Below are 17384 nucleotides of genomic sequence, written 5' to 3'. Positions count from 1 at the left end.
CCAATATGGAGATATTTACCGCGCATTACCGGGGCCGATAGCGCCCGCAGGCTTCAAAGCCCCGTCTATTCGAGTGTGCGCACCCGGTCGATAGCCTGTTCGATCCGATCGACCGCAACAACCTGTAAGCCTTCAATCGGCTGCTTCGGTGCGTTGGCCTTCGGAATGACCGCGACTGAAAAGCCCAGCTTGGCCGCTTCCTTAAGACGGTCCTGACCGCGTGGCGACGGCCGGATTTCGCCGGCGAGTCCGACTTCGCCGAACACGACTAGCCCCTTGGGCAGCGGCTTGTTGCGCATCGACGAGTGGATCGCGAGCAGCACGGCGAGATCGGCAGCGGGCTCCGTGATCTTCACGCCGCCCACTGCGTTCAGGAACACATCCTGGTCGAAACAGGCGATGCCGGCGTGCCGGTGCAGCACCGCCAGCAGCATCGCCAGGCGGTTTTGCTCCAGCCCGACCGCAAGGCGTCGTGGATTCGGCGCGTTGGCGGAATCCACCAGCGCCTGCACTTCGACCAGCAGCGGCCGCGTGCCTTCCTGCGTCACCAGCACGCACGACCCCGGAACCGATTGCTCGTGCTGCGACAAAAACAACGCCGACGGATTGGCAACACCGCGCAAACCGCGCTCGGTCATCGCGAACACACCGAGTTCGTTGACCGCGCCGAAGCGATTCTTGATCGCGCGCACCAAACGGAACGACGAATGTGTATCGCCCTCGAAGTAAAGCACCGTATCGACGATGTGCTCGAGCACGCGCGGCCCGGCGAGCGCACCTTCCTTGGTGACATGGCCGACCATGATGATCGTCGTGCCCGACTGTTTGGCGATGCGCGTCAATTGCGCTGCGCACTCGCGCACCTGCGCGACCGAACCCGGCGCCGAGGTCAGCGCGTCGGAATAAACGGTTTGAATCGAGTCAATCACCGCAACGTCCGGCCGCTGTTCGGCGATGGTTGCCTGAATTTTCTCGAGCTGGATTTCCGCGAGCAGTTGCAATTCGCTCGCCTTCGAGCCAGGCTCCAGCAACGAAAGTCGTTGCGCACGCAACGCAATCTGCGCGGCCGATTCTTCGCCGCTGATATAGAGCGCGCGTTTGTCCGCGGCAATTTCCGCGAGCGACTGCAGCAGCAGCGTCGATTTGCCGATGCCCGGATCGCCGCCGATCAGCACTACGCCGCCCGGCACCAGACCGCCGCCCAGCACACGGTCGAACTCGCTGACGCCGGTCGAAAAACGCGGCACGTCGGACGCGTCGATATCGGCGAGACGCCGCACCGGTGCGCTCTTCGCGAGCGCCTGGAAACGATGTGTGGACGGTGCCTCCGCGACCGATTCCACCAGCGTGTTCCACGCATTGCATGACGGGCACTGCCCGGCCCACTTCGGCGATTGGCCGCCGCATTCACTGCAGATGTACAACGTCTTCTGTTTAGCCACGCGCCCTTGCCTGTGTTGCTGTTCTTTGGATTGATGCGCTTGCCGGGGCTCTCATCGAGAAGCCCACTGCAACCGTCATTGGGGATCTCTCTGCAACCGTCATTGGGACTGCCATCGGCGACCCTCTTCCGGTGTGTCAGAGCCGCGCCTTACTCCGCACGCACCGGCACGCGCGGCGCCACCGCGCACATCAACTCGTAGCCGATCGTGCCGCACACCTGCGCAACGTCGTCGATCGGCAGCGCGGCCCCCCACAACTCGATGCGCGAGCCGACGTTGGCCGTCGGAACCGGCGTCAGATCGACGGTCAGCATGTCCATCGACACCCGTCCAACGATCCGCGTACGCACGCCGTCAACGATCACCGGCGTGCCTTCCGGCGCGACCCGCGGATAACCGTCCGCATAACCGCAAGCCACCACGCCGATGCGCATCGCGCCGCGCGCCTTGAACGTCGAGCCATAGCCGACCGTATAGCCCTCGGCGAGCGTCTGCACGGCGATCAGTTCAGAGGCAAGCGTCATGGCCGGCTGCAGGCCGGTGCCTGCGATCGCGGCCGTCACGCCCGAGGGTGAAGCGCCATACAGGATGATGCCCGGGCGCACCCAGTCGAAGTGTGCTTCGGGATGCCACAGCGTGGCCGCCGAATTCGAGAGGCTGCGCGCGCCGGCAATGCCTTGCGCGCCGCGCTCGAACGTTTGCATCTGATGGGCGATGCCGCGTTCGCCGTCGGCATCCGAGAAATGGGTCATCAACGTGATCTGGCCAACGCCCTGGCAGGCTCGCGCACGCTCCCACGCGGAGCGGAATTTTTCCGCCGTGTAACCGAGGCGGTTCATGCCGGTGTTCATTTTCAGCTGGATATTGACCGGCTTGGACAGGCGCGCCATTTCGAGCATGCGCAGCTGTTCGTCCGAGTGCAGCGCCGTGGTCAGGCTGTAGCGGTCGATCACGTCGATATCGGTTGGACGAAAGAAGCCCTCAAGCAACAGAATCGGGCCGGCCCAGCCCAATTCACGCAACTTCACGGCTTCTTCGAGGTCCAGCAAACCAAAGCCGTCGGTTGCGCGCAAACCGGGAAAAGCACGCGCGAGGCCGTGCCCGTAAGCATTTGCCTTAACGACGGCCCAGATCTTGGATTTTGGTGCGTAACGCCGGGCGACGGCGAGATTATTGGCGAGTGCGGCGGTATGAATCGTGGCTGAGAGGGGGCGCGGCATGGGTAATTTTCGTAAAGACGCTTGCGAATCAGGAGCTTACAGGGCGTTTTCAACGCTCGGCGGCCCACTGGGCGGTGCGATCAAGGATTCTGCTAGTCCGAATCCAGCTATTTTCGTGATATAAAGCCGTGCGCACAACCCATTTCGAACGGCATAAGCCCGGACGCTTTGCACACGGCCGGGGCGGACAGACCGCAGCGAGGACAGCATCGCATCAGATGAAAAAAGGTTTTTACACCATCATGGCCGCGCAGTTTTTTTCGTCGCTGGCCGACAATGCGCTTCTGATCGCTGCTATCGCACTGCTGAAAGATCTTCACGCCCCGAACTGGATGACGCCGCTGCTCAAGTTGTTCTTTGTGCTGTCGTACGTCGTTCTGGCCGCCTTCGTGGGGGCCTTCGCCGACTCCCGTCCGAAGGGACGCGTGATGTTCGTCACCAATACGATCAAGGTGGTCGGCTGCATCACGATGCTGGTCGGCGCACATCCGCTGATCGCCTATGGCATTGTGGGTTTCGGCGCGGCGGCCTACTCACCCGCCAAATACGGCATTCTTACCGAACTGCTGCCGCCTGACCGGCTGGTCGCGGCGAACGGCTGGATCGAAGGCACCACGGTCGGCTCGATCATTCTCGGCACGGTACTCGGCGGCGCGCTCATCAGCCCGCACATTGCCGCGCCGATCCTCCGGTACCACATCCCCACGGTCAACACGCCCGCCGAAGCGGCAATGCTGGTGATCATGGCAATCTACGTGATCGCGGCGCTGTTCAATCTGCGCATTCCCGACACCGGCGCGCGTTATCCGAAACAGGAACGCGGCCCAATCAAGCTGGTCACCGATTTCGCCGACTGCTTTCTCGTGCTGTGGCGTGACAAGCTCGGCCAGATCTCGCTCGCCGTCACCACGCTGTTCTGGGGTGCCGGCGCGACGCTGCAATTCATCGTGCTGAAGTGGGCCGAGGTTCAGTTGAACATGTCGCTTTCGGAAGCCGCGATTCTGCAAGCGGTCGTTGCAGTGGGCGTGGCGGCCGGCGCGATTTTCGCGGCCTCGCGCGTACCGTTGAAGAAGTCGCTGACGGTGCTGCCGGTCGGCATCATGATGGGCATCGCCGTGATGTTGATGGCCTTCTACACACGCAGTCTGTTCCCCACGCATTGGGGCCTGTATTTCGGCCGTGTGCATGTGCCGGGCTATCTGATCGTCGCGTATATCTTCCTGATGATCGTCGGCGGCCTGTCGGGCTTTTTCGTCGTACCGATGAATGCGCTGCTCCAGCATCGTGGCCACGTGCTGCTGTCGGCGGGCCACTCGATCGCCGTGCAGAACTTCAACGAAAATCTCTCGGTGCTCGTGATGCTGTGCCTGTACGCCGTGCTGGTATGGCTCGACGTGCCGGTCACTGCGGTGATCGTGCTATTCGGCACCTTCGTCTGCGTGATGATGTGGTTCGTGATGCGGCGCCACCACGCGAATCAGCGCGCGTTCGACTCGGTCGCGCTCATCGGCGAAGTCAAGCACTGACCCGCAGCGGGCACCGCGCTTACTGCCCGCGCCCTCCCCCTTTCCTCGTTTTGCCATGACTCAACCCATTCCCAATGTGCTGACGATCGCCGGTTCCGATTCCGGCGGCGGCGCCGGCATTCAGGCCGATCTGAAGGCATTCTCGGCGCTTGGCGCCTACGGCGCGAGTGTGATCACTGCGCTGACCGCGCAGAACACGCGCGGCGTCACGGCGATTCATGCGCCGGAGCCCGCCTTCATCACAGCGCAACTCGATGCGGTGTTCGACGACATCCGTATCGATGCCGTGAAAATCGGCATGCTGGCGAATGCGCAGATTGCACGCGCGGTCGCCGATGCACTGCGGCGGTATAAACCGAAGCACATCGTGCTCGACACGGTGATGATTTCGAAGAGCAATCACGCGCTGCTGCTGCCGGATGCGGTCGCTGCCGTGCGTGACGAGTTGCTGCCGCTGGCTGATCTGCTGACGCCCAATCTGCCCGAAGCCGCTGCCTTGCTAGGCGTGCCGGCTGCTACCGATGAAGCCGGCATGGTGGAACAGGGCGAAGCGCTGCGGGCGCTTGGCGCGCGGGCGGTGCTGATGAAAGGTGGCCATTTGAGCGCGGTGGACAGTCCCGACTGGCTCGTGCAGGACAGCGGCACGCTTCGTCTGGGCGGCCCGCGCGTGCCGGTGAAAAATACACATGGGACGGGCTGCACGCTGTCGTCGGCGATTGCGGCATTGATTCCGCAGCGCGAAGATCTGGCGAGCGCGGTCGCCGACGCCAAGCTGTATCTGACCGGCGCGTTGCAGGCGAGCGATCGACTCGACGTCGGCAGCGGCGTCGGGCCGGTGCATCATTTTTATCGGTGGTGGTGAGGGGCTGAATGCGGCCGCGCGTAGGCCTGCGCCAACGCTGGCCAATCGTCCGGCACGATGAAGCCGCGCGAAAGTTCTCTCAGATTGCCGGCGCTATCGGCCGCGAACGCCGCGACCATCGTCGGTCCATGCTGATGTGAGGTTTGTTCGGCAAGCGTCTGCTGATCGACGAAGGCAAACCCTGCGGCCTCCACTTCACCCTTTTCATGACGCCGTGGCGCAAGCCATTCCAGCCGTGGCAACACACGCCACGTCTGTGCACGCGCCGCCGCAAATTCCGGCCAGTCGTTGCGCGTGACCCACCAGCCACGTCCGTGCGACGGATCGAGCTCGGCAGGATCGGCTGGCGTCTCGCCCGCACGATAGAACAACCAGCCTTTGATAAACATCTGCGGCGTCCACGGCCCTTCATAGCCGACCGATGCGAACTCTTCGCGCGCGCTCAATGGCAGTTGATGATTCAGCACATGCGCGAGCTTCAGATCGAAGCGGTCTTTCAGATTCGGGCCGACATAATCGGCTAATCGCGCCACCGGCTGCGTGGCCGACTGGGTGGTGGACTGCGCGCGGCTTTCGCCCGCATGCAAATAGCACTTCACCGCCAACTCCCAATGCAGGCGCGCGCCCTGCTGCGTCTGCACGAGAAAATCGCATTCACCGAGCGTGACGCCCGCGCGCCGCAACGGCACGCCGGCCGCGACCAGCCGCGCCGCCGGTCCGTGTTGCAGGAACCATCCGAGCAGCCGTTCGGCGTAGCGGCCAAGACGCGTAATACGCGTCGCGGTAAGGTCGCGCTGCAATCCGGCAGGATCGGCATCTAACGCACGTAACCAGTCGACGGTTGCATCCGCTTCCTGCTGTGAAGCGAACGGATCGGCGAGCGCGCCCACCGGTGGTTGCGCTCGCAACAAATCGGCGCTCAGCAGCAACCACGCGAGATCGCGCACTGCCGGGTCACGCAAGGTGACGAGCAGAGTCTCGAGGACCGCCGCGGATGTGCCCGTCGCGGTGGCGAGGCGCGATGTCGGCCGGGTCGCGTCGGTCACTTCGCCGCGTTGGACGGCACGCCGCCCGCCGCGAGCCACGTGTCGCGCGCGAGGCACAGATCCGCCCAGGCTTTCGCCTTGTCGGGCAGGCTGCGAAGCAGATACGCCGGGTGATAGGTGACGATGACCGGCACCCCCTCGTATTCGTGCACGCGGCCGCGCAGCGACGAAATGCTTGCCTCAGTACGGAGCAGACTTTGCGCGGCGAAGCGGCCCAGCGCGACGATCAGCTTCGGCTTGACCAGCGCGACCTGTCGTTGCAGATACGGCTCGCAACGCGCAACTTCATCCGGCTCGGGATTGCGGTTGCCCGGCGGCCGGCACTTGATCACGTTGGCGATATAGACATTGCTGTCGCGTGCGAGCATTAGCGAACGCAGCATATTGTCGAGCAGCTTGCCGGCCTGTCCGACGAACGGCTCACCCAGGCGGTCTTCGTTCTCACCCGGCGCTTCGCCGATCAACATCCAGTCGGCGTTACGATCGCCGACGCCGAATACCGTGTTCGTGCGTTTCTCGCACAGACGACAGCGTTCGCAGGCGGCGACCTGCTCGCTTAAAGCGTCCCAGTCGAGCGTCTGGATCGACGAGGGTTCGGGCGCTTCGCGGCGCGCTTCAGCGGGTGCATGGGCCGGCTGATCGTCGAACCATGCGAAGTCGTCGTCGGGCGAGCCGTCGAATGCCGGCGGTTCAGGCGTACGCAGCGGCTGCGATGGCTGCCGCGCTTCGACCGGCGCTTGCACGCGTCTTTGCTGTTCCTGCGCGGGCGGCGCAAGGCGCTCACCCTGGATTTGTGCGGAATCGGCTTGTCGAGCTTCGCCGGTTTGCATCGCGATCTGCGCATCATCCCGACCATCCTGCGCAAGCGCTGCCGATGACGCTTCACGCGCCGCCGCACGCGGATCGTCGCGATGCGCCTTCTGATTCGCTAACGCGTCAGCGCCCTGCTCGCCCCCGGCCTCACCTACGGGCTCCTGCGCCGCCGACATCCCCCGACGCACCCACAGCGGCGCGAGCCCGAACTCTTCCAGTACCGATTCATGCAGCGCCATCTGTGCCCTCCGTGGCAAACGAGAAACGCATCACGATGGCGTCCTCCCGGCTGCGATGCCGCGCCGGATAATAGTTTTTGCGCCGGCCAATCGAGGCAAAACCGAAGCGCTCGTAAAGGCGGATAGCCCGATGATTCGACGGCCGCACTTCGAGCAGCAGGCCTTCGAGTTTTTCGGTGCGCGTAATGCGCACCGCTTCGCGCAGCAGCGCGAGCCCTGCACCGGCGCCTTGCGCTGCAGGCGTCACGCACAAATTGAGCAGATGCATTTCATCGACGACCGGCATCAGCACGCAATAGCCGATCAGTGTGCCTGTTACGTGACGCAGGCAAATGCCGAAATAGCCGTTGCGCAACGAGTCGCCGAAATTGCCGCGGCTCCAGGGAAATTCGTAGGCGATTTTTTCGATCGCCGCGACCTCGTCCAGATCGGCTTCGGTCATCGGCGACATGTAACGGTCCGCCAGCAACACGCCGCTCATTGCCGGCCCTTACCTTGATCCGCATCATGTGCGAGCCTGGCAGCGGCTTGCTCGGCCTTGGCGGCTTTTTCGGCGACGCGCTCCGCCGTGGTCTGAGCGACCTTGTCGCGAATGTATTCGGGCGCGGCCTGGTCGGCGGGCACAGTGCGGCCGGCGCGAAACGCGCGCAGCGCCGCATGCACAAGCGGCACGGCATGCGGCAGTGCCTCGCCGTCGACGATCCGCGCAGCCGCAACGGCGGGCAGCCGTGCGCCAAAGGCGGCAGCAGCATTGCCCGCCAGAGTGAAGGGGACGTCGGGCAAAACGAGCCGTTCCGGCGCGTCGAGCGAAGCCGGCTGAAGCGTACGCCATTCGCCGAGTGCTGCGTCCCATGCGTAGTCGGCCCAATAGATTTCGTCCATCCGGGCATCAAGCGCGGCGAGCACGCGGGTCGCCGACGGATCGCGCAGCCGTGCGCTTTCCGCGCAGGCCAGCAGCGTGCTGACCGGCACGACCGGCAGATTCAGGCCGAATGCGAGGCCTTGAGCGACACCCGTCGCAGTGCGAAGACCTGTGAATGAGCCTGGACCGGAGCCGAAGGCGATGGCATGGCAGTCCGCCAGTTTCAGGCCGGCTTCGTCGAAAAGTTCGCGGATGGCGGGTAGCAGGCGCGTGCTGGAGACTGCACCAGTTTGCTCGTGACGCACCCATATCCGGGGGTCGGCGCGACCTTGGTCCGCTGTCTGGCCCGTCGCGCCGCTAACGGCGGACAGGAGCGCTACCGAGCAGAATTCGGTCGAAGTATCGAGGGCAAGGAGCACAGTTTGAGTCATGGACCGTATTGTAATCGGCACGGCACGTGCCGATGCGGTTTTGGGATTGCCCGCCGGGTGCAGATGGATGTTTGGAATAACCCCTCGGCCCCGCGGCAGCATGCAGTTGTTATGATCATCGGCCCAGCCAGAACCAACCTCACCAGCAGGTAAAACCACAATGACAGACATCAACGCGCAATTCGTCCAGGCCCAGGAAGATGCAAAGCAACTGCCCGAGCGGCCGGGCAATCTCACGCTTTTACGCCTCTACGCCCTCTTCAAGCAGGCTACCGACGGCGATGTCCACGGCGACAAACCCGGCTTCACTGATATCGTCGGCAAATACAAGTACGATGCGTGGGCCGCGCTCAAAGGCACCGCTCAGGATGCAGCGAAGCAGCAATACATCGATCTCGTTGAATCCCTGAAGAGCGGCGCCGCCGCCTGATCTGACCCCGTGGCGCAATCCATTGCGAAACGCCATTCCGGGACGACGTCCCGGAATGGCCACGGCAAGACAGGTCGCTTGGGCGGCCACAGGCAGCGCGGTTCCTCGGGCGGATCGCTGAGCAGGCCCGTGGGCAGGCTCTTAAGCCCGCTTCTTAAGCCTGCTTCTCAAGCCCCTTCGGCAGCCAAATGGAAGTTTTCCGCCAGGAAACTTCTTAACGGTGGCGCAGTGCAACAAAACTCTATATAATCTTGCCTGCGCTTCACTGCTTTGCCCGGCTTTCCTCTAGCGGCCTTTGCGGCGCAGCGCCTCGTAGCGTTTAGCTCCAATCCAGTTTAGAACCTGTCCCCTCCTGCCTAGCCCCCTACGGGCGATCATGTCCCAGGCTGGCGGCACGCCGTGTTGGCATGTCGCATCCGATACAGCTTCTAACGAAAAGCTCGCCTTTATTGTCGCGAGCTGCCCCCGTTTTTCGATTTGCTCGCTGCTTCTTTGCTCGCTGAATCCGACGACTTGGGTATGCCGATTGGCGCCGACGTTTTAATTCCCTGTGTACCAAGGATTCTCATGACTTCGAGCAATACCCCCAGCAGCCCGTTGAACGCCATCGCCGATCAAGCCCTCGGTTTCGCCGACGCACCCGTGCAAGACGCAGCTGTTGCTGCCGCTCCGGAAGCTGTCGCCGCAGAAGCCGCAGCGCCGACCGGCCCGTCGTTCGCGTCGCTCGGTCTCTCCGCGGATGTCGTCTCCGCGCTGACCGCCGCTGGTTATCAAAACCCGACTCCGGTTCAGCAACGCGCGATTCCCGCCGCAATCGCTGGCCGCGATCTGATGGTCTCGAGCCCGACCGGTTCGGGCAAGACCGCCGCGTTCATGCTGCCCGCTATTGAACGTTTCTCACAACTGCAAAAAGCACAAGCCAGCCAGCCGCGTGAGCCGCGTCCGGCTGACGGTGCCCGCACGCGCCGTCCGCAGCCGGTTGCACGTCCGACCATGCTGGTCCTGACGCCGACCCGCGAACTCGCGATGCAGGTCACCACCGCCGCTTCCACGTACGGCAAGCACCTCAAGCGTCTGCGCACCGTCAGCATTCTGGGCGGCGTCGCTTATGGTCAACAACTGATGCTGCTGGCAAAGAACCCGGAAATCCTGGTTGCTACGCCTGGCCGTCTGATCGACCACCTGGAACGCGGCCGTATTGATCTATCGCAACTGCAGATCCTCGTGCTCGACGAAGCCGACCGCATGCTCGACATGGGCTTCATCGAAGACATCGAAACGATCGTTGCCGCTACGCCGGCTTCGCGTCAAACCATGCTGTTCTCGGCCACGCTCGACGGCAAGATCGGTTCGCTGACCGGCCGCCTGCTGAAGGATCCGGAACGCATCGAGATCGTTCAACGCCTCGAACAACGCACCAACATCGCGCAAACCGTCCACTATGTTGACGACCGCGATCACAAGGATCGTCTGCTCGACCATCTGCTGCGCGACGAGGGCCTCGATCAGGCTATCGTCTTCACGGCAACCAAGATGGACGCTGACCAACTGGCAGGCCGTCTGGCCGACGCCGGTTTCGAATCGGCTGCTCTGCACGGCGATCTGCCGCAAGGCGCACGTAACCGCACGATCAAGGCTCTGCGCGAGCGTCGTGTGCGCGTGCTGGTCGCCACGGACGTCGCCGCTCGCGGTATCGACATCCCGGGCATCACGCACGTGTTCAACTATGACCTGCCGAAGTTCGCTGAAGACTACGTGCACCGTATCGGCCGTACTGGCCGTGCTGGCCGCTCGGGTATCGCAGTGAGCCTCGTGCACCACGCGGAACAAGGCGCGCTGAAGCGCATCGAGCGTTTCGTGCGTACCCCGCTGGCGGTCAACGTCGTCGCAGGCTTCGAGCCGCGCAAGTCGGCTCCGTCGGGCAACGGCGGCCGTCCTGGCTTTGGCGGCCGTGGCCGTCCGGGCGGTGGCAACGGCGGCGGTGCTGGCCGTCGTTTCGGTAGCGGTAGCGGCGCTGGCAAGCCGGCCGGTAACGGCGGCGGCGCTCGCAGCGGTAGCGGTAATGGCGGCGGCTGGGCCGGCAAGTCGGCTGGCGGCGGTTCGCGTGAAGGCGGCGGCGGCTTCGGCGGCGGTTCGCGTGACGGCGGCTACGGTGCACGCCGCAGCGACGGTCCGCGTACGGCGCGTCGCGGCAGCTAAGCAGCGACTCAGTAGTCATCAGGCAAGCGCTATTTACGTGGCTCGTTCAGTACGTAAGGCTGCCTGAAAAAAGACCCGGACGGCCTCGCGCCGCCCGTCAGTCGAAAGAAACCGGTGCTCAGGCGCCGGTTTTTTTTCGCCCGTGTTTTGGCGGCCCTCCGAATTTCACCATGTGGAAAATTTTTTTGCGTCGTAAAAAATCGTGCTGCAAGGCACAAGACACTCTATTGCAAGATGGAAAAAGACGTTTCTTAATGTGGAACGTCATGAATAAACCATTGATTTTTAACTAAAATAAATATTAAAAAAACACTCCTTGGCCGCTATTGCGTGACGATCGATTTGCCTAGACTCTTATATAAGACTTCACGAAACGAAACGCCTTAAAGGGCCAGCCGCTTCGACGAAGACAAGCGTCACTTATCCATTACAGGCAACCAAGGAGCACACCATGTCCCGCGAACAACAAGCCAAACAACTTCAACAGCAATGGGAAACCGATCCGCGCTGGAAAGGCGTGAAGCGTACGTACACCGCTGAAGACGTGATCCGTCTGCGCGGCTCGGTGCAAGTGGAGCACACGCTCGCCAAGCGCGGCGCGGAAAAACTGTGGGAAAGCGTCAACAACGAGCCGTTCGTGAACTCGCTCGGCGCGCTGACCGGCAACCAGGCGATGCAACAGGTGAAGGCTGGTCTGAAGGCGATCTACCTGTCCGGCTGGCAAGTGGCGGGCGATGCGAACGTGGCCGGTGAAATGTACCCGGACCAGTCGCTGTATCCGGCGAACTCGGTGCCGCTCGTTGTGAAGCGCATCAACAACACGCTGACGCGCGCTGACCAGATCCAATGGTCGGAAGGCAAGAATCCGGGCGACGAAGGCTATATCGACTACTTCGCACCGATCGTGGCCGACGCGGAAGCCGGTTTTGGCGGCGTGCTGAACGCGTTCGAACTGATGAAGGCAATGATCGAAGCCGGCGCGGCAGGCGTGCACTTCGAAGACCAGCTCGCCTCGGTGAAGAAGTGTGGTCACATGGGCGGCAAGGTGCTCGTGCCGACCCGTGAAAACATCGCGAAGCTGACCGCCGCGCGTCTGGCCGCCGACGTCTCGGGCACGCCGACCGTGCTGCTGGCCCGCACCGACGCTGAAGCCGCAGACCTGATCACGTCGGATGTGGACGACAACGACAAGCCGTTCCTGACGGGCGAACGCACGGTGGAAGGTTTCTATCGTACGAAGCCGGGTCTGGAACAGGCGATTTCGCGTGGCCTCGCCTACGCGCCCTACGCCGACATGATCTGGTGCGAAACCGGCAAGCCGGACCTCGAGTTCGCGAAGAAATTCGCCGACGCGATCCATAAGGAATTCCCGGACCAGTTGCTGTCGTATAACTGCTCGCCGTCGTTCAACTGGAAGAAGAACCTGGACGACGCAACCATCGCCAAGTTCCAGCGCGAACTCGGCGCAATGGGCTACAAGTTCCAGTTCATCACGCTGGCCGGCTTCCACGCGCTGAACTACTCGATGTTCAACCTGGCGTACGGTTATGCCCGCAACCAGATGACCGCGTTCGTCGAAATGCAGCAGGCTGAATTCGCAGCGGCCGAAAAGGGCTTCACCGCGGTCAAGCACCAGCGCGAAGTCGGCACTGGCTACTTCGACGCCGTGACGCAAACGGTCGAACGCGACGCATCGACGACCGCGCTGCACGGTTCGACGGAAGACGAGCAGTTCTTCGACAAGAAGGTCGCTTAAGACACCCGCGGTCTGATCGCGAGAACGGCAAGGCAGACAAAAAGCGGCTCCGTTAGAGAGCCGCTGTCAGGGAGGAGCAGCCATCAGGGCTGAAGTACGTCGGTCTGCCCTGATGGCTGGAGATGGCAGCAGCGGAAAGAAAGCCAGCACAATGCATGCGGCGAGCATAGGACGCGCCGGCCTCATCGCCGGCGCGTTTTTTTTTGCTATGTCGCACCTGCCCGCGACGGTGATCGCGAGCATCCATCTCAGCGATACACGATCACCGGAATCTTCGTATGCGTCAGGACCCGCTGCGTCTCGCTGCCGATCAGCAAGCTGCCGAGGCCGCGCCGCCCATGCGAAGCCATGAAAATCACATCGCATGCGCCCTGCTCGGCCGCTTCGATGATGCCGAGATAAGGCGCCGGATGCACACTGGTGCGGCTCTCGACCGAGACTCCGACACGGTGCGCAGCCAGCTCCACTTCCCGCAGATGCACGCGCGCCTCACGCTCGCTGCGTTGCAAAAACTCAACCGGCGGCTCGATCACGACGTCGGAGAACAGCGAATAGGGATATTGCGGCAGACAGGCGTAGGCGGTGACGCGAGCGCCGACTGCCTGCGCGAGATCGATGGCGCCGTTTATCGCCTTGCGCGACAGGTCTGAACCATCGGTCGGAACCAGGATGTGCCTGAACATGATGCCCTCCGTCGCCGGCTATGCGCAGCGCGGCGTCAGCGTCCCACGAGGCTCGGCATAAAAGCCGCGTCAATCGATTGTAGTTCGCGGAAATGCGGGTAAGGCCGTCGTGCGGGTCTTTCCGCATATCGGAAACCCGTTGCGCGGGCCTGCGCGACGCTTATGCGGAGCGGGGACAAGGGCTCTTGCTCCCGATCACCGGACGTCGGGCGCAGCTCAGCCACACTCAGTTCCAGTAGTCAGAATGGCCGTACGTATGCTTGAGAAAGTCCAGAAACAGCCGAACCCGCAGCGGCAAATGCCGGCGCTGCGGAAAAACCGCATGAATGCCAATCGGCGGCGCAGCGAACTCGTCGAGCACGCTAACGAGCCGGCCGGCCGCGATATCCGTGCCGACCTCCCACCACGAGCGCCATGCGAGCCCATAACCTTCGAGGCACCACTCGTGCAGCACAGCACCGTCCGAGCATTCCATCGTGCCGGACACCTTGATCGACACCACCTTGTCGCCCTGCTGGAACATCCAGCCGCGCTGCTGATTGGCGCTCGCGCCGAGCGCCAGGCAGTTGTGGTGCGCGAGGTCGGCCAGTGTGTGGGGCGAACCGCGTCGGCTCAGATACGACGGCGAAGCCACGCACACACGGCGGTTCTCGCCGAGCTTGAGCGACACCAGCGACGAATCGGGCAATTCGCCGAGCCGCACGGCGCAGTCGAACCCTTCGTTGACAAGGTCGACGAGGCGGTCGGACAGGTCGAGCGTAATCGACACATCCGGATGCGCGACGGTGAAGGCCGGCACCAGCGGCGCAACATGCCGGCGCCCAAAGCCGGCCGGCGCCGACAGCCGCAAATGGCCACTCGCCTTCACGCCGCCCGCCGACACGCTGGCCTCGGCGTTCTGCATGTCGTGGATGACGCGCTGACAATCTTCGAGAAACGCCGAGCCCTCGAAGGTCAGCGTGATCTTGCGCGTGGTGCGCACCAGCAATTTGACGCCAAGGCGCTCTTCAAGCGCATCGATGCGACGGCCGATGATCGCGGGCGCAACACCCTCCGCCAAGGCTGCGGCGGACAGGCTGCCCTTGGCGGCGACGGCAACGAAAGTCTCGATCTGCTTGAAACGGTCCATGGGGAGCGGAGCCGCAACGCCACGAAGGAAGTCCCTCGGGGGTCGCGCGGGGAAGTGGTCGGTGCGCGTCAGATTAGGTGGATGAAAGTAAAAGATCAAGTGATGTTTAACCTCTTTTTTAGCGCATAGCATCACTAATACAATCCATCCTGACCTCTGATAGGAGTGCACGGCAATGTCGGCCACAACGACACCCTTCCCTAAAGCAGTGATTTTCGACGCATACGGCACGCTTTTCGACGTGCATTCGGTGATCGCTGCCGCGGAGCAGATGTTTCCCGGCCACGGCGATGCGCTCTCGCAGTTGTGGCGCCAAAAACAGATCGAATACACGCAGTTGCGTACGCTCGCCGATCCGGCCGATGCGCCCGGCGGGCATTACCGGCCGTTCTGGGACATCACGCTCGACGCCTTGCGCTTCGCCGCCAAGAAACTGCATCTCACGCTGGGCCGCGCGGCAGAGAAGCGTCTGATGGACGAATATGCGTGCCTGTCCGCTTTTCCCGATGCCGTGCCCGCGCTGCGCCAGCTGCGCGACGCGCCTCCGGCATCGCCTGCATCTGTCTCTACGACTGCGTACGGCGGACCCGGCTTACGGCCGGGTCTCGCGATCCTCTCGAACGGCAATCCGCAAATGCTCGACATCGCCGTGAAGAGCGCCAGCATGACGGGCCTGTTCGACCATGTTCTATCCGTCGACGCAGTGCGCGCCTACAAACCCTCGCCCACGGCTTACGCACTCGGCACGCGAGCCTTCGACGCAGAGCCGCGCGAGATCGTCTTCGTGTCGTCGAACGGCTGGGACGTGGCAGGCGCGAGCTGGTTCGGCTTCACAACTTTCTGGCTTAACCGGCAAAACGCACCAGTCGAAGAACTGGGCGTCATGCCGCATGGCGTGGGCGGAGGCATGAACGATCTGCTCGCTTTTCTGAAGTCCCTCGCGTCGCCCGACCGCAACAGCGGCACGGGCAGCACCGGCAATCCAGGTGGCAACCGCACGCGCCACAGCCCTGGCGCATGACAGCTTCCACCTGGATCCCACGACGCAATTCAACCGCATCTCAACATTTGCACCTTTGCAATCTGACCGACCAAGGAGAAACCATGGCGAATCCGCTGTCATCGCAGTCATTACTGCAGCTGCCGCAGGGCATGGAAATCACGGCTGAGATCAAGCCAGGCTTTGAAGCAATCCTCACCCGCGAAGCGCTCGAGCTCGTCGCCGCGCTGCATCGCACGTTCGAACCGCGCCGTCAGCAGTTGTTGCAGGCTCGTGTGGAACGCACGAAGCGGCTCGACGCCGGCGAGCGCCCCGACTTCCTCGCCGCAACGAAAAGCGTGCGCGAAGGCGACTGGAAGATCGCGCCGCTGCCGCACGATCTGCAATGCCGCCGTGTGGAAATCACCGGGCCGGTCGAGCGCAAGATGATCATCAACGCGCTGAATTCGGGCGCGGATTCGTACATGACCGACTTCGAAGATTCGAATGCGCCGAGCTGGGATAACCAGATTACCGGCCACATCAATCTGAAGGACGCCGTGCGCCGTACGATTTCGCTCGAACAGAACGGCAAGTCCTACACGCTGAACGACAAGATCGCCACACTGATCGTGCGTCCGCGCGGCTGGCATCTGGACGAAAAGCATGTGACGGTGGACGGCAAGCGCGTCTCTGGCGGTATCTTCGATTTCGCGCTCTTCATGGTTCACAACGCGAAGGAACAGGTCGCGCGCGGCACGGCGCCCTACTTCTATCTGCCAAAGATGGAGAGCCACCTGGAAGCGCGCCTGTGGAACGACATCTTCCTCGCCGCACAGGAAGCCGTCGGTGTGCCGCGCGGCACGATTCGCGCGACGGTGTTGATCGAGACGATCGTCGCCGCGTTCGAAATGGATGAGATCCTGTACGAGTTGCGCGAACACAGCTCGGGTCTGAACGCCGGCCGTTGGGACTACATCTTCTCGGCGATCAAGAAGTTCAAGAGCGACCGCGATTTCTGTCTCGCCGACCGCGCGCAGATCACGATGACCGCGCCGTTCATGCGTGCCTATGCGCTGCTGTTGCTGAAAACCTGCCATCACCGCAACGCACCGGCAATCGGCGGCATGAGCGCGCTGATCCCGATCAAGAACGACCCGGCGGCGAACGACAAGGCAATGGGCGGTGTGCGCTCCGACAAGGCGCGCGATGCCGGCGACGGTTACGACGGTGGCTGGGTCGCGCATCCGGGCCTCGTGCCGATCGCGATGGAAGAATTCGTCAAGGTGCTCGGCGACAAACCGAACCAGATCGGCAAGCAACGCGACGACGTGCTCGTCACGGCGACCGACCTGATGGACTTCCGTCCTGAAGCGCCGATCACCGAAGGCGGTCTGCGCAACAACATCAACGTCGGCATTCACTACCTGGGTTCGTGGCTCGCGGGCAACGGCTGCGTGCCGATTCACAACCTGATGGAAGACGCCGCCACCGCGGAAATCTCGCGCTCGCAAGTGTGGCAATGGATTCGCTCGCCGAAGGGCAAGCTCGAAGACGGCCGTAAAGTCACGGCCGAACTGGTGCGCGAGTTGTCGGCACAAGAACTCGACAAGGTGAAGCAGGCAGTCGGCGGCGATACGAAACCGTACGATCGCGCTGCACAAATCTTCGGAGAAATGTCGACGTCGGAGCAATTCACCGACTTCCTGACACTGCCGCTGTACGAAGAAATCTGAGGCGCCTGAACGGCCCCAAGCATCAGCAATA

The 17384-nt window shown here is 62.8% G+C and carries 15 protein-coding genes; 7 read left to right on the top strand and 8 right to left on the bottom strand.

Going from position 1 to position 17384, the window contains the following annotated elements; translation table 11 throughout:
- Positions 1 to 65: 65 nt before the first annotated feature.
- Positions 66 to 1442, bottom strand: coding sequence for a DNA repair protein RadA (radA, locus tag ACUN0E_RS28025; RefSeq protein WP_408390221.1), 1377 nt, complete (start codon positions 1440 to 1442; stop codon positions 66 to 68).
- A gap of 149 nt (positions 1443 to 1591) precedes the next feature.
- On the bottom strand, positions 1592 to 2662 hold the full coding sequence (gene alr, locus ACUN0E_RS28020; RefSeq protein ID WP_445568627.1) for an alanine racemase: 1071 nt from the start codon (positions 2660 to 2662) through the stop codon (positions 1592 to 1594).
- 218 nt (positions 2663 to 2880) lie between these two features.
- Between alr and lplT the strand changes: the two genes are divergently transcribed.
- Positions 2881 to 4188 carry a lysophospholipid transporter LplT gene (lplT, locus tag ACUN0E_RS28015; RefSeq protein WP_408223716.1) on the top strand — a complete coding sequence of 436 codons (1308 nt, stop codon included), beginning with the start codon at positions 2881 to 2883 and terminating at the stop codon, positions 4186 to 4188.
- A 55-nt stretch (positions 4189 to 4243) separates the two neighbouring features.
- Complete coding sequence (gene thiD / locus ACUN0E_RS28010) at positions 4244 to 5050, top strand: bifunctional hydroxymethylpyrimidine kinase/phosphomethylpyrimidine kinase (RefSeq protein WP_408223720.1); 807 nt, start codon at positions 4244 to 4246, stop codon at positions 5048 to 5050.
- On the opposite strand, the gene ACUN0E_RS28005 is transcribed toward thiD, so the two are convergent.
- The 4 genes from ACUN0E_RS28005 to tsaB are packed head-to-tail and all read right to left on the bottom strand — an operon-like array spanning position 5035 to position 8441.
- Positions 5035 to 6096, bottom strand: coding sequence for a DUF1853 family protein (locus ACUN0E_RS28005; RefSeq protein WP_445568626.1), 1062 nt, complete (start codon positions 6094 to 6096; stop codon positions 5035 to 5037). The genes thiD and ACUN0E_RS28005 overlap by 16 nt on opposite strands.
- Complete coding sequence (locus ACUN0E_RS28000) at positions 6093 to 7148, bottom strand: uracil-DNA glycosylase (protein WP_445568625.1); 1056 nt, start codon at positions 7146 to 7148, stop codon at positions 6093 to 6095. Before ACUN0E_RS28000 ends, ACUN0E_RS28005 begins: the two co-directional genes overlap by 4 nt.
- Positions 7135 to 7629: a ribosomal protein S18-alanine N-acetyltransferase gene (gene rimI, locus ACUN0E_RS27995; protein ID WP_408223729.1), complete on the bottom strand. Its 495-nt coding sequence runs from the start codon at positions 7627 to 7629 to the stop codon at positions 7135 to 7137. Before rimI ends, ACUN0E_RS28000 begins: the two co-directional genes overlap by 14 nt.
- Entirely contained in the window at positions 7626 to 8441 is an 816-nt protein-coding gene (gene tsaB / locus ACUN0E_RS27990; protein WP_445568624.1) for a tRNA (adenosine(37)-N6)-threonylcarbamoyltransferase complex dimerization subunit type 1 TsaB, read from the bottom strand. Before tsaB ends, rimI begins: the two co-directional genes overlap by 4 nt.
- 160 nt (positions 8442 to 8601) lie before the next feature.
- Here tsaB and ACUN0E_RS27985 point away from each other — a divergent pair, with 160 nt between their 5' ends.
- From ACUN0E_RS27985 to aceA, 3 genes are all read left to right on the top strand, one after another.
- Positions 8602 to 8871 carry an acyl-CoA-binding protein gene (locus tag ACUN0E_RS27985; RefSeq protein WP_408209883.1) on the top strand — a complete coding sequence of 90 codons (270 nt, stop codon included), beginning with the start codon at positions 8602 to 8604 and terminating at the stop codon, positions 8869 to 8871.
- Between the two features lie 567 nt (positions 8872 to 9438).
- Positions 9439 to 11070 (top strand): DEAD/DEAH box helicase, encoded by a 1632-nt coding sequence (locus ACUN0E_RS27980; RefSeq protein ID WP_445568623.1) that lies wholly within the window; start codon positions 9439 to 9441, stop codon positions 11068 to 11070.
- A gap of 451 nt (positions 11071 to 11521) precedes the next feature.
- On the top strand, positions 11522 to 12826 hold the full coding sequence (aceA, locus tag ACUN0E_RS27975) for an isocitrate lyase (RefSeq protein ID WP_325046871.1): 1305 nt from the start codon (positions 11522 to 11524) through the stop codon (positions 12824 to 12826).
- A 248-nt stretch (positions 12827 to 13074) separates the two neighbouring features.
- On the opposite strand, the gene ACUN0E_RS27970 is transcribed toward aceA, so the two are convergent.
- Positions 13075 to 13509 carry a universal stress protein gene (locus ACUN0E_RS27970; protein ID WP_408223738.1) on the bottom strand — a complete coding sequence of 145 codons (435 nt, stop codon included), beginning with the start codon at positions 13507 to 13509 and terminating at the stop codon, positions 13075 to 13077.
- A gap of 226 nt (positions 13510 to 13735) precedes the next feature.
- A complete protein-coding gene (locus ACUN0E_RS27965; RefSeq protein ID WP_408390216.1) occupies positions 13736 to 14638 on the bottom strand; it encodes a LysR family transcriptional regulator in 903 nt (300 codons plus the stop codon).
- Between the two features lie 175 nt (positions 14639 to 14813).
- On the opposite strand from ACUN0E_RS27965, the gene ACUN0E_RS27960 reads away from it, so the two are divergent.
- Positions 14814 to 15659, top strand: a complete 846-nt coding sequence (locus ACUN0E_RS27960) for a (S)-2-haloacid dehalogenase (RefSeq protein ID WP_408223744.1) — start codon at positions 14814 to 14816, stop codon at positions 15657 to 15659.
- Positions 15660 to 15742: 83 nt separating this feature from the next.
- Positions 15743 to 17353: a malate synthase A gene (gene aceB / locus ACUN0E_RS27955; protein ID WP_445568622.1), complete on the top strand. Its 1611-nt coding sequence runs from the start codon at positions 15743 to 15745 to the stop codon at positions 17351 to 17353.
- Positions 17354 to 17384 lie beyond the last annotated feature (31 nt).

This window comes from Paraburkholderia sp. D1E (genome assembly GCF_052682275.1).
This window is presented reverse-complemented; position numbering and strand designations above follow the sequence as displayed.